This window comes from Staphylococcus sp. 11511212, from assembly GCF_011394755.1.
GTDB lineage: Bacteria > Bacillota > Bacilli > Staphylococcales > Staphylococcaceae > Staphylococcus > Staphylococcus chromogenes.
The window spans coordinates 848,619-860,832 of the sequence record NZ_JAANBQ010000003.1; the positions used below are offsets into that span (position 1 = coordinate 848,619).

A 12,214-nucleotide genomic window follows, 5' to 3' on the forward strand; every position below is an offset into this window, starting at 1 on the left:
GACTCCTCCTTAAACTAGATATGTCATAAATGTGGTTGCCAATCCAAAGTAAATTAACATACTCACAATATCGTTAATGGTAGTAATAAAGGGACCACTTGCAACAGCAGGGTCGATACCAATCTTATTCATAATGAGCGGAATCACCGAACCTATCGTTGTTCCTACTGTCATGGCGATCGTTAAACTTCCCCCTACAATTAACCCAAGAAACGGTTCTCGGTAAAGTAATAATATAATAAAAAACAAACTCGTGGCACAACAAATTCCTGTGAGTAAACCACTTCCTGACTCTCGCAAAGCAAGTTTAAACTTACTCTTCTCATCAATCTCACCTGTAGAAATATTACGTACAGCAACGGCCAGGGATTGCGTACCAGAGTTTCCGGACATCCCGCTAATGATAGGAATAAATGCAGCGAGTAACGCCACTTTTTCAAGTGTTTCTTCAAAAGAGCCCAGTATGGAAGCCGTAATCATCCCTAGTACAGTTAAGATTAACAACCACGGCAAACGTTTTAATGCTGTTTTAACAATAGAATCGTCTGTAGAATCTATATCTGAGACCCCGGCTAAACGTGAGTAGTCTTCACTCGCCTCTTCATCCATAACATCGACGATATCATCGATTGTAATAATCCCTAATAAATGATTTTGGTAATCGACAACTGGCATTGCGATAAAATCATAGTCTCTCATTGTTTGGGCTACGTCTTCTTGGTCATCTGCGACATTTGCGCTAATGACACGTTCACTCATAATATCCTCAATGTAGGCATCATTTTCAGCGACGATTAAATCTCGTAACGAAATAACACCAACTAATTTTTTCTGTTCATCCACAACAAAAATCACATAAATGGTTTCTGCATCCGGCGCTTGATCTTTAACACGCATCATCGCCTCGTGAACAGGGGTATTGATGGTCAATGAGATAAATTCTGTTGTCATGATACCGCCGGCAGTATCTTCATCATAATGTAATAATGCTTTAATCTCGCTCGCATCTTCTTTGTTCATTAATAATAAAAGGCTTGCAATTTTACGCTTAGATAACTGATTTAAAATGTCTACGGCGTTATCATAGGACATATGTTCTAAAATTTGACTCGCATATGTCGCATTCATTTCTTCAAATAAATCTTCATAAGCCTCTTCATCTATCTCTAAATGCTCGAAAAATTCGGCCACTTCTTCCGGTGAAAGAAATTGATACATTTTTTGACGAATATCACTTTCACTTTCTTCAAAGTACTCACTTTGCTCATAAGAGTGAAGTTCTAAAAAAGCTTCGCGAAATCCGTCAATGTCATCCTGATGAATGAGGTGATCAAGTAAAGCTTTATCATACATCTCTTCGTCATCTAAAACGATTTGCTCTTTTTCATCCGTCAATGGTGCCACCTCCGTCTCTTACGTTTCCTTATAATGTCATCAAAAGTTTATTCAAATTTGGATGTGTCGCTTTAATATGTAATACATCTTTAGTGATGGGGTGTATAAATTTTACTTCAGCACATTTTAGTAATTGTGACGTGTATAAAGCATGTTGAGTGCCATACAGTCCATCCCCTACAATGGGTGCACCTATATATTGAAAATGCACGCGAATTTGATGTGTTCTTCCCGTTACAAGTTTAACACGGCATAATGTATAAGTCTTGAAATTTTTAATGGGCCAATAAAGTGTTTTGGCATACTTTCCCTCTGGTGAAACGCACCTTGAGATAATACTGTCATCAGCTCTTGCAATAGGTGCAACAATTTCATTGGGTTCCGTCAAATTCCCCTCACAGATACATTCATATATTTTATCAATAGAAGTTTGCGTCATTAAATGATGGAGATGACGCGATTTTGCAAAAATAACAATGCCCATCGTATGACGATCTAGACGTGTCACTATATGCGGTATACCTTGTGACTCAGCCTGTTGCATATAACTCAAAACTTGTTCGACAAGACTCTGATGTGGATGTTCCCGTGAAGGCGCACTATTTTGCGCAGCAGGCTTTGTTACAATCAGTAACCATTCATCTTCATAAAGAATATTGAGCGGTTTCTCATAAGGGATTAAACTTTCACTCGGCGTTTCTATAGGAAGGTGAACTTCAAGTTGATCCCCTTCTTCGAGTTGAGCCCTTACCGTCACGGGTTGACCATTAACAAGTAAAGCGCCATTTTGCTTAATGGCGCTAATCATTTTTTTCGAAAACTGTTGCTCATATAAAAATGTCTTTAATAAATGACGCTCTTGAATCAAATATTTAAAAATCATACGTCATCGCCACTTGAAATAAATGAATCATGCACACGTTTCCAAAAAGGAAAAGGTCTAAAGCGCGCAAAGCGTATTTTCTCATTGGCTACACGATACTGTATTGCATTCACATTTTTATGCTTAATACTCACATGGTCGATTGTTGTCAATATAGAATCGTGATTGACGGGTCTTACATGACATGTATGATGTTTAGGCAATACAAGTGGAGACCCGACTGTCCTAAAAACGCGGTTATTGATAGAGGCAATTTCCGCAATTTGTATCGCTTCAAGCGACGGATGTATCAGTGCACCACCTAACGCTTTGTTATAAGCCGTTGATCCTGAAGGTGTTGAAATACACAAACCGTCCCCTCTAAAACGTTCAAAATGTTGTCCGCGAATGTCTAAGTCGACGACAAGCGTTGTCCCATTCTCTGTTTTCATTGTCGCTTCATTTAAGGCAAGATGACGTGTTTCATACCCTTTATCATTATATCTGACAATAATTTCTAATAAGGGATATTCAATCACTTGAAAATCTGAGTTGTTGATTTCGATTATGAGCTTTTCAACTTCATGGGGGAGCCAATCTGCATAAAACCCTAAATGTCCGGTATGTATTCCTACAAAAGCACATTTAGATAACATGTGACTATATTGATGAAACGCTTGTAATAGTGTTCCATCTCCTCCAACTGAAATGACGATTTCTGGATTTTCATTATCTTCTATCATCTTGAAATCATGCATATGGCTCATCATTTTATGTTTAAGGGCCTCTGACTTGGCGTCACCTTTTGATAAAATCACATATCGCATTACTCCACCCCACGATTTTCATGCTTATCTGCACGTTTTTTTGAATAAAACTTTTGTGCTTCTTTAATTTCTTCTTTAATTTCAGACATTTCTTCATCTAATAAAAATGCCGCTTCTGCTGCACGTTCTAATCGTTTTTGTATTTCTGGTGGATAATCACCATCATATTTGTAACGCAAAGTATGTTCGATGGTCGCCCAAAAATTCATTGCTAGTGTTCTAATTTGAATTTCAGCAAGAATCGTCTTCTGACCGTCAAGTGTCTCAATAGGATATTCGATAATAACATGATATGAACGATACCCACTTTGTTTTGTGTCTTTTATATAATCACGTTCTTCAATTACTTTGAAGTCTTTACGTTGTTTTAACAATTCAACCACTTTATCAATATCATCCACAAATTGACACATCATACGTAATCCAGCAATGTCATACATTTCTTCACGTAAGCGATCAAATGGGATCCCCCTTTTATTCGCCTTATCAATAATACTTGTAATCGGCTTGACACGCCCTGTCACAAACTCGATGGGAGAATTGTGTTCTGTGACTTGATATTCTTTACGTAACCCTTTGAGTTTAATTTTTAGTTCATCAATTGCTTGACGATAAGGCGCTAGAAAAATTTCCCACTGGTTCATCTTACCTCACTCCGCTTCATACTAATTCAAATGTTTCTTCAACGGCTGCCACAAATTCATTACCATAATTGGAATTACCTTCTATATTATCTAATAAATACGTTAGTTCATCTTTGAATTGTGTTAACGTTAACGTATCATTAATGACAATTTTTTTGTCTTTATGTTCATGAAGCATTGACCACGTTTCTTGAACAAAAATTAAGTAAGAAAATGATGACCCATTATCCATCAAATATACGAATGAAAAATTGTCACTGTCCACAATCATCTGACCAACTTCAGATAAACCTTCTGTCGATTGATCTGTATAACATAACATTTGATCATCTTGAATTTTAATTTCATTAACATATATACGCATACGTTCTCCTCCTAGATATGGGAGGCGGTAGTGATATCCGCACATTCCCCAATCCCTTTTCTTTTATCATCGAGGCACACGGCCTTATCATCTAACATTTTAACATAATTCCACTAAGGACTCATCGTCTATCTATCGAATGAGAAATACTTTTAAAGTCTTTTCATATTCGGCATAATACTCAATAAGGAGTGAACACATATGGCAATCGAAAAAGAAATCGAATTCAAACAATTACTTAATTTACAAAGTTACGAAAGCATTAAATCAACATATTTTAACGGAGCGACCCCTTTCAAACAAACGAATCATTATATCGACACACCTGACTTTCAAATTCAATCACAAAAAATGGCATTACGCATTAGAGAAAAAGCTGACGGAGCTTTAGAGTTAACTTTAAAAGTTCCGCAAGCCATTGGGTTAGATGAATATAACTTTGCTACGGACCTTAAACCCATTCAAGGACAAGTGCCAAAAAATGCCCTACCGAAAGAAATTCAGTCGCTTCTTATTGAAAAGCACGTGAATCTTGAAGCGCTTCAAATCTTAGGTGCCTTGACCACTTTGCGCTTAGAAAAACAACTGACAGATGGGTTGCTTGTACTCGACCATAGTTTTTATCTTGGCACAGAAGACTATGAATTAGAATTTGAAGTGAAAGATTTTGAAAAAGGACAACACGCCTTTAATGAACTCTTAAAATCTTTTCATTTGAAACACCAAGAACCTAAGAACAAAGTCCGTCGTTTTTTCGAATATCAATCCTTTCTCAACCAAAATAATAACTGATAGGTATTGTATAAGTGTTTTTACTTTGATATGTAAAAATTCATGTTATTATTTATGTATATCAAAACTAACGATTAAAGGTGAAATGATGCCTCAAACTCCATATGAAATTATTGGTCAAGATGCGCTTTACGACATGATTGACCATTTTTATACACTTGTTGAACAAGACAACCGAATTAATCACTTATTTCCTGGTGACTTTAAAGAAACGAGTAGAAAACAAAAACAATTTCTCACTCAATTTTTAGGCGGTCCTTCTCTTTATACAGAAGAGCATGGCCATCCGATGTTACGCCAAAGACATTTGCCATTTAAAATTGATGCACATGCTAAAAACGCATGGCTCGAAAATATGCATATTGCGATAGAAACTGCCCAACTCCCTCATGGTGTGGGCGATTATTTGTATGAACGTTTAAAGTTAACTGCAGAACATATGGTTAACACAGAAAATTAATTGTAGGTGAAATCATGACGAAAGAATTAAGAGCTGTTGTTCATAGTTGCCAAGAAGACACAAACGCCAATCTTTCTCCTGTGAGCAAAATAGAAATTTATTCTTTTTTCGATCCATTCAGCAAAGAAAGTTTTAAACTGTCTGCCGTGTTATCGAAATTAAAAATTGAATACAGCCAATATATCCGCATTCGTCATATTCTCAACCCTTCATTACGTGTATTGACGAAATGCCAAGCTCAAAGTACTTCAGATAGAGATAACATTGCATTGGCGTTCAAGGCAGCGGAATTACAAGGCCGTGCACGTGCCCATCGCTTTATGCATCTCATTCAAAACGAGATTATTCCTAAACCAGATATCGTCACAGAAGACATGATTTCAAAATGTATTGTGAATGCGGGTTTAGACTACGACGTGTACCAAGAAGACTTAGCGCACGGAAATCTCCGTGAAAGCTTAAAAGTAGATTTGCATATCGCTCGCGAAATGGATGTTGAAATGGCACCTTCACTCGTGTTCTTTAATGAAGATATACAAGAAGAAGGTTTAAAAGTAGAAGGTCTATATCCCTACCATATTTATACTTATATCATTAATGAAATGATGGGCAGTCCAATCGAAAAGCAATTGCCCCCCAAATTGGCTGAATATATTCTTCAAAAACAATTAGTCACTGAAGAAGAGCTTTTAACCATTTATGAATGGCCAGAGAAAACACTAAAAAAAGAACTTAAAAAACTTTTATTACAACAAAAAATCGAAAAGATAAAATATCCTGGTGGAGAATTTTGGAAAGCGAAAATGTGAGAAAACTAAATAAAGAGGTACGGAGTTGGAGCGATTAACATCAGTTCCAACTTTTTTGTATAAAAAAAACGCCGTGTTCTGACACGGCGCTAAACAAAGGGGATGGGAGAAATTTTTCACTTCAAACAAAGGGGTATGTTTGTTATGTGATTAATTTCATGCTCATAATATATCATGTGTTTACAAACGATTCAACCCTTTAACGGCTAAAAATGCAAGTTTTCACAAATCCGTCAAATTGTAAACAGATACACTAGTTTCAAGCTTTCATTAATTTTTCAAAAGCGTCTAATTTCTCTTCAAATACCTTACATGCATCTTCAATAGGTTGAGGTGTTGTCATATCAACACCAGCATTTTTCAATATTTCAATTGGATAATTTGAACTTCCCTTTTTCAAAAATTCATTAATATATCTTTCAACCGCCGGCTGCCCTTCCGTTAAAATTTGATGACTTAAACTTTGTGCAGCGCTATATCCCGTAGCATATTGATAAACATAATAATTCATGTAGAAATGCGGAATGCGTGACCATTCTTTACTAATATTTTCGTCTGTTTCAACTGTATCTCCAAAATATTGGCGGTTGAGCTTAGCATATTCTTCATTCATACGAGTTGCAGTTAATGGCTCTCCCGCTTCTTCAATTTGATGGATTTTATGTTCGAATTCTGCAAACATTGTTTGACGGAACAATGTGGCACGAAAGCGTTCCAACTCTTGATTTAATAAGAGTAAACGTCGTTTATCGTCTAAATGTTGATCCATATAGTGACTGAGTAGTGCTTCATTACATGTAGAAGCCACTTCTGCAACAAAGATGGTATAGTCACTTTGATTGGATGGTTGATATTTACGACTAAAATAACTATGCGCAGAATGGCCAAATTCATGCACTAAGGTATATAGATCTGAAACAGTATTAGACCAATTGAGTAAAATAAAAGGATTCGTTTTATGCGCTCCTGAAGAGTAACCACCAGAACGTTTACCTTTGTTTTCGTAAACATCGACCCAACGATTTGCTAAACCTTCTTTAACCACGTTAAGATACTCCTCACCCATCGGTGCGAGTCCTTTTAACATCCACTCTACTGCTTCATCATAAGGCATCTCAAATTTAATATCTTTGACCATCGGCGTATACATATCATACATTTTAAGATCATCTAATCCGAGCAATGTTTGACGGAGTTTAGTATAACGATGCAGTAAAGGTAAGTATTTGTGCACTGTTTTCACAAGGTTATCGTAAACTTCTTCCGGAATGTGATTACGACTTAAAGCTTGTTCACGTGCTGTTTTGTAGTGATGGGCACGCGCATTGAAAACATGCTTTTTCACTTCTCCAGCAAGTGTCGCCCCTAAAGTATTGTTATAAGCCCCATAAGCTTTATAAACATTGTTGTATGCCGATTTTCTTAATTCTCGGTCGTCTGACTCTAAATATTTGATAAATGTGCCTTGCGTGAGCGGGTGTTGACATCCCTCTTTATCTGTCACATCTTCAAATGTTAAATCTGCATTATCAAACATACTAAACACATTACTTGCTGTAGAGAGCGCATCTTGTGCTTCCGTCAAAAGTTTTTCTTTATCCGCATCTAAGACATGTGGGCGTTGTTCATTAATTAATTGAATATCAAATGCATAACGCTTTAAACCTTCATGAGATGAAACAAAAGATTGTAAACGCCCTTCATCAATTTGTAATAACTCCGGAACTAAAAAGCTCCATGCTGAGCTCAATTTAATCGCCAATTGATGCGCCCGTGCTTCAAAGCCCGTATACTTATCGTTTGCTGTATCTTCATCTTGCTTCAAATGCGCATAAACATAAACTTCCTCAAGTTCAGTTTCGATTTCATCTTCTAAACTTAACGCTTTGTACAAAGTTTCTGCATCGTCACCTAAATGCCCTTTAAAAGCTTCTTCTTGGCCGAGATAACTTTCTACTTTTTTGAAAGCCTCTTCCCAAGCAGCATCATTTTCAAAAATTGTCGTTAAGTCCCAAGTATATTCAGGATATTGTTGTTCTTGTTCTGCTCTCGTTAGTTGTTGTGCCATTTCATATTCCTCCTCTAAAGATGATATTATAGCTATTTTCTCATTTTTAAATTCAGAATGCACTTTTTAACTATGTCACACGTAATAATTTCATGTAAGCATGAACCATCGTCTGCATCATACGTTGATAATCCACATTTTGATGCGCAAAATATCTAGGTTGGAGCATTTTGCGAACGGCTTGATGAGGAATGGAACCTCCTTTAAGAGATTTCAAAACAGTCAGCTGCCAATAGACAGGATGTGTGAGAAAGTAGAGTTGTTCTGGAAATATAAAACCCGTCAGTTTACAAACTTGTTCATCAGATAATTGTAATTGATACATCAGAGATAAATGGGGTTCTAAAACGCTATTTTTACGTCGACAATATGCAATATATCTTTCAATAAAATATTGCGAAAGTTTTCTTATAGGAGGTATTGATTTTGAAGGGTCACTCATATCCTCTAGCCACTGTTCAAAAGGAATTGGGATTATTTCACCTTGAAATGTTTTCGAGGCAATCGGGGTTAACTGTGTGATTTTATGGGGGATAAAAGTTTTTGCATCAATACAATATAAGGTACGTGTTTGATGAATGATACTCGTTTGATGACGTTGAGTGAAATAGTAACTTCCTTTATTCTTTTTGGGAACCTCCGTTACCCAAACGACGTTGTATCCTAAACTTTGTAACCCTGCTGTTCTCACTTGCATGGTCTCTACATCTATAGGGCTTAGTTGAATTTCAATTGCCCATTGATTGTTTATTGTAATGTCAGGAATTTGGCAAATAGTGGATAAGTAAGGTTCTAAACAAACATGTTCATAATGCTGTGCCAACTTCTCAAAAAGTCCTTGTTTCATTTTTAAATGTTGTTCTGTTTCTCCACCTTTATGTTTTAAATGGATTTGACCGGAGGGATGTGCAAAATGCGGCGTCACTTTTATACCTTGACGTAATATGAGTCGTTCTTTACAAATCGGGCAATAGTAGCACTCTAGCCGAGAGGCTTGTCTTGCTGAAACTTGTTCATTATTCTCGTTCATCGCTGTTAACATCAACTTCACCTCATAAAGATACACGCCTCATCCTCTTAAATTACTTTTTATTGCTTAACTTAATTTCAAAATACTTATCAATATACAAGAAATTATGCGCCACCACAAAAAGGAGTTAAGCGATCCATAATTACCTAACTCCTTAAATTAACCCATCCGTATAGCCAAGGACACAAAAAAGCACGACCATCCTCAGAATGGTCGTACACCTTTTAGACTGTATTACTTATTTGGAAAATAACGTTTCACTTGTTCAGTAACATTGTGACTCATTACAATTTTAGCATAATCGTTTAAAAATACTTCAGTTTTATCTGTAGGTGATGCATATTCAAGCACTTGTCCATAAAAATCATGAATGGCTTCTTCTGTCACCTCTTGGTCAAAATGAACCATGTAATAGTAAGTGTCATTAAACATATACAATAAATCTTCGTATTGTGTTAATTTTTGATTATTTTGATGTGCGTAAGCAATTAAAGTTTCTAAATCATCAAATTTAAAGATGAGTGTATTAGATTGAAGTGATGTCATTTGAGATGAACGACGTGTCGCTTGAGTAGTCTCTCTTTCATCTAAATCGTCTTCTTGTGTTTCGCTTGAATGAGCTTTCAACGATTGAGAAAGTAAATCGTTTAATTGGCTATCAAACTCATCTAAGGCACTATCTTCTTCAGACATTTGCATCAATTCGTCATTTTTAGACTTAGAAATCGTCACTTCTACCCCTTTTTCAAAAGCGTGTACTTGAATCCATAAAGGGCCTTCAACAACAAAATCTTCTTCTTGGTTAATTTCTTCCATCATTGACCAGAAAAACTCTTCTCCACGTTTACGGTTCGTCCATAAGTCCTCACGTCTAAATCCACGTGCTTCTATATCTTTATAAGTGATAAACAACTTTACAGTCATGTCGTCAATGCGTTCTATTCTCATATCATCTCACTCCTTACAGTCGATGAATAGTAATCCTATTGTAGTAGACAAATTAGAAAAATACAATCCATTTGTTTGAATACTACAATCATTTGAAAAACGCTTTAAATTCAGTATATCATACTTAAAAAAAGAGCTTAAATAGTTCGTATATATAAAAAAAGACGAGCAACGCAAACCGACGTTACTCGAAAACATTATCTAAATAGATTTATAAAGTTTAAATTAATCAACCATACGTTGCGCTTCTTGCAATTGGAACGTACGGACTTTACGTGGTAAGAAACGACGAATTTCATCTTCGTTGTATCCTACTTGTAAACGTTTATCATCTAAAATAATCGGACGGCGTAAAATGCCAGGGTTATCTTGGATGATGCCATATAAATCTTGTAAAGGTAAAGAATCGATATCTACGTTTAATTTTTGGTATGTTTTAGAACGTGTAGAGATAATTTCATCAGTACCGTCTTCTGTCATTTTTAAAATTTGTTTTATTTCATCTAAAGTTAAATGTTCAGAAAAAATATTTCGCTCCGTATACGGAATGTCATGTTCTTGTAACCATGCTTTCGCTTTACGGCAAGATGTGCAACTTGGTGAAGTAAATAATGTTACCATACATCTCACTCTCCTAATTGAATAAAAATTCATTAAAATTTAACGTTCAAGTTTGACTGATTAATATAAGCTAAAACAATTCAAATCTTTTTTCTGTCTGTCTAACGCTATATATCTATTATAGCCAAACAACATTAAAATTAAATGAGAAATCTGTAAAAATAGTATTTATTTTAAATAATCAGTCTTTAGTATGAGACTTATTTCTACCATTTCCTAATACTTATCATAACATAACTTACAAACTTAGAAAATACTGTTACAATAGTATTGATAAACACGAAAGAAAGTAGGCATTGTTCATATGAAAACATTATTCTCAGGCATTCAACCTAGTGGTATTCCCACAATTGGCAACTATATCGGTGCATTAAAACAGTTTGTTGAAATCCAAGATGATTACGAGTGCTATTTCTGCATCGTTGATCAACATGCAATCACGGTGCCTCAGGATCGCTTAAAATTGCGACAACAAACACGTCAACTTGCCGCGATTTATTTAGCTTCTGGCCTTAATCCGGATAAGATTACGTTATTCATTCAATCTGAGGTTCCTGCACACGTTCAAGCCGGTTGGATGTTAACGACCATTTCCTCCATTGGCGAACTCGAACGTATGACACAATTTAAAGATAAGGCGCAAAAACAAAATGATGGTATTCCTGCCGGTTTATTAACTTATCCCCCATTAATGGCAGCAGACATCATTTTATATAATACAGACATTGTTCCTGTTGGGGATGATCAAAAGCAACACATCGAATTAACACGTAACCTCGTAGATCGTTTCAACAGTCGCTATAATGATGTTTTAACAAAACCTGAAATACAAATGCCAAAAGTGGGCGGACGTATTATGAGTTTACAAGATCCGATGAAGAAAATGAGTAAAAGTGATGATAACCAAAAAAACTTTATTTCGTTACTTGACGAACCTCGTTTAGCTGCTAAAAAAATCAAAAGTGCTGTAACAGATTCAGAGGGAACTGTTAAATTTGATAAAGAGAATAAACCAGGTATCTCAAATTTACTTACGATGTATTCAAGCTTATCTGGAATATCTATTAAAGATTTAGAAGTACAATATGCCAATGAGGGCTACGGTAAATTTAAAGGAGATCTTGCTGAAGTCGTGGAACAATTTTTAACTGACTTCCAAGCTAAATATGAAGAATTTTACAACTCAGAACGTCTCGATGAAATTCTAGATGAAGGCCGTGACAAAGCGCACCGTACATCTTTTAAAACTTTAAAGAAAATGGAAAAAGCGATGGGCCTTGGCCGCAAACGAAAATAATATCAAAATAGCCATCAAAATTTATGCTTAGATAAATTTTGATGGCTTTCTATTTTAACTAGGTACTATCTCCCATCTGAATCCTTATTATTCAAAA

General features: G+C 35.8%; 13 protein-coding genes. 4 read left to right on the plus strand and 9 right to left on the minus strand.

The genetic code is table 11. The annotated features are described in order from the left end of the window. Nucleotides 1-9: 9 nt before the first annotated feature. The 5 genes from mgtE to G8Y84_RS05560 form a co-directional block, all read right to left on the minus strand. Complete coding sequence (gene mgtE, locus G8Y84_RS05540) at nucleotides 10-1,353, minus strand: magnesium transporter (protein ID WP_103159406.1); 1,344 nt, start codon at nucleotides 1,351-1,353, stop codon at nucleotides 10-12. A 70-nt stretch (nucleotides 1,354-1,423) separates the two neighbouring features. Beyond that, nucleotides 1,424-2,278, minus strand: coding sequence for an RluA family pseudouridine synthase (locus G8Y84_RS05545; RefSeq protein WP_037572154.1), 855 nt, complete (start codon nucleotides 2,276-2,278; stop codon nucleotides 1,424-1,426). Further along, a complete protein-coding gene (locus G8Y84_RS05550; RefSeq protein ID WP_037572157.1) occupies nucleotides 2,275-3,084 on the minus strand; it encodes an NAD kinase in 810 nt (269 codons plus the stop codon). Before G8Y84_RS05550 ends, G8Y84_RS05545 begins: the two co-directional genes overlap by 4 nt. Further along, complete coding sequence (yjbM, locus tag G8Y84_RS05555) at nucleotides 3,084-3,728, minus strand: GTP diphosphokinase (protein WP_037572160.1); 645 nt, start codon at nucleotides 3,726-3,728, stop codon at nucleotides 3,084-3,086. Before yjbM ends, G8Y84_RS05550 begins: the two co-directional genes overlap by 1 nt. 16 nt (nucleotides 3,729-3,744) lie before the next feature. Beyond that, on the minus strand, nucleotides 3,745-4,092 hold the full coding sequence (locus G8Y84_RS05560; protein WP_037572167.1) for a UPF0738 family protein: 348 nt from the start codon (nucleotides 4,090-4,092) through the stop codon (nucleotides 3,745-3,747). Nucleotides 4,093-4,293: 201 nt separating this feature from the next. On the opposite strand from G8Y84_RS05560, the gene G8Y84_RS05565 reads away from it, so the two are divergent. The 3 genes from G8Y84_RS05565 to yjbH all read left to right on the plus strand — a co-directional run bounded on the left by G8Y84_RS05565 (nucleotide 4,294) and on the right by yjbH (nucleotide 6,153). Further along, complete coding sequence (locus G8Y84_RS05565; protein WP_037572169.1) at nucleotides 4,294-4,884, plus strand: CYTH domain-containing protein; 591 nt, start codon at nucleotides 4,294-4,296, stop codon at nucleotides 4,882-4,884. 88 nt (nucleotides 4,885-4,972) lie between these two features. After that, entirely contained in the window at nucleotides 4,973-5,344 is a 372-nt protein-coding gene (locus G8Y84_RS05570) for a truncated hemoglobin YjbI (protein WP_037572171.1), read from the plus strand. Nucleotides 5,345-5,358: 14 nt separating this feature from the next. Next, a complete protein-coding gene (gene yjbH / locus G8Y84_RS05575) occupies nucleotides 5,359-6,153 on the plus strand; it encodes a protease adaptor protein YjbH (RefSeq protein WP_037572173.1) in 795 nt (264 codons plus the stop codon). A gap of 259 nt (nucleotides 6,154-6,412) precedes the next feature. Here yjbH and pepF read toward each other — a convergent pair whose 3' ends face one another. From pepF to spxA, 4 genes are all read right to left on the minus strand, one after another. Beyond that, nucleotides 6,413-8,221, minus strand: coding sequence for an oligoendopeptidase F (pepF, locus tag G8Y84_RS05580; RefSeq protein ID WP_105996727.1), 1,809 nt, complete (start codon nucleotides 8,219-8,221; stop codon nucleotides 6,413-6,415). Between the two features lie 70 nt (nucleotides 8,222-8,291). Next, on the minus strand, nucleotides 8,292-9,287 hold the full coding sequence (locus tag G8Y84_RS05585; protein WP_133170672.1) for a competence protein CoiA: 996 nt from the start codon (nucleotides 9,285-9,287) through the stop codon (nucleotides 8,292-8,294). A 198-nt stretch (nucleotides 9,288-9,485) separates the two neighbouring features. Beyond that, the gene (gene mecA / locus G8Y84_RS05590; protein ID WP_105996726.1) at nucleotides 9,486-10,199 is read right to left on the minus strand and encodes an adaptor protein MecA; all 714 of its coding nucleotides are present in this window, start codon (nucleotides 10,197-10,199) and stop codon (nucleotides 9,486-9,488) included. Nucleotides 10,200-10,424: 225 nt separating this feature from the next. Then, on the minus strand, nucleotides 10,425-10,820 hold the full coding sequence (spxA, locus tag G8Y84_RS05595) for a transcriptional regulator SpxA (RefSeq protein WP_037572189.1): 396 nt from the start codon (nucleotides 10,818-10,820) through the stop codon (nucleotides 10,425-10,427). Nucleotides 10,821-11,124: 304 nt separating this feature from the next. On the opposite strand from spxA, the gene trpS reads away from it, so the two are divergent. Further along, nucleotides 11,125-12,117, plus strand: a complete 993-nt coding sequence (gene trpS, locus G8Y84_RS05600) for a tryptophan--tRNA ligase (protein ID WP_037572193.1) — start codon at nucleotides 11,125-11,127, stop codon at nucleotides 12,115-12,117. Nucleotides 12,118-12,214: the final 97 nt, after the last annotated feature.

What these genes read in the sequence shown, in the direction of transcription:
- G8Y84_RS05545 (WP_037572154.1), bottom strand. Translation starts at nt 2,278, where the DNA reads ATGATTTTTAAATATTTGATTCAAGAGCGTCATTTATTAAAGACATTT.
- yjbH (WP_037572173.1), top strand. Translation starts at nt 5,359, where the DNA reads ATGACGAAAGAATTAAGAGCTGTTGTTCATAGTTGCCAAGAAGACACA.
- pepF (WP_105996727.1), bottom strand. Translation starts at nt 8,221, where the DNA reads ATGGCACAACAACTAACGAGAGCAGAACAAGAACAACAATATCCTGAA.
- G8Y84_RS05565 (WP_037572169.1), top strand. Translation starts at nt 4,294, where the DNA reads ATGGCAATCGAAAAAGAAATCGAATTCAAACAATTACTTAATTTACAA.
- G8Y84_RS05570 (WP_037572171.1), top strand. Translation starts at nt 4,973, where the DNA reads ATGCCTCAAACTCCATATGAAATTATTGGTCAAGATGCGCTTTACGAC.
- mgtE (WP_103159406.1), bottom strand. Translation starts at nt 1,353, where the DNA reads ATGTATGATAAAGCTTTACTTGATCACCTCATTCATCAGGATGACATT.
- mecA (WP_105996726.1), bottom strand. Translation starts at nt 10,199, where the DNA reads ATGAGAATAGAACGCATTGACGACATGACTGTAAAGTTGTTTATCACT.
- spxA (WP_037572189.1), bottom strand. Translation starts at nt 10,820, where the DNA reads ATGGTAACATTATTTACTTCACCAAGTTGCACATCTTGCCGTAAAGCG.
- G8Y84_RS05550 (WP_037572157.1), bottom strand. Translation starts at nt 3,084, where the DNA reads ATGCGATATGTGATTTTATCAAAAGGTGACGCCAAGTCAGAGGCCCTT.
- yjbM (WP_037572160.1), bottom strand. Translation starts at nt 3,728, where the DNA reads ATGAACCAGTGGGAAATTTTTCTAGCGCCTTATCGTCAAGCAATTGAT.
- G8Y84_RS05560 (WP_037572167.1), bottom strand. Translation starts at nt 4,092, where the DNA reads ATGCGTATATATGTTAATGAAATTAAAATTCAAGATGATCAAATGTTA.
- trpS (WP_037572193.1), top strand. Translation starts at nt 11,125, where the DNA reads ATGAAAACATTATTCTCAGGCATTCAACCTAGTGGTATTCCCACAATT.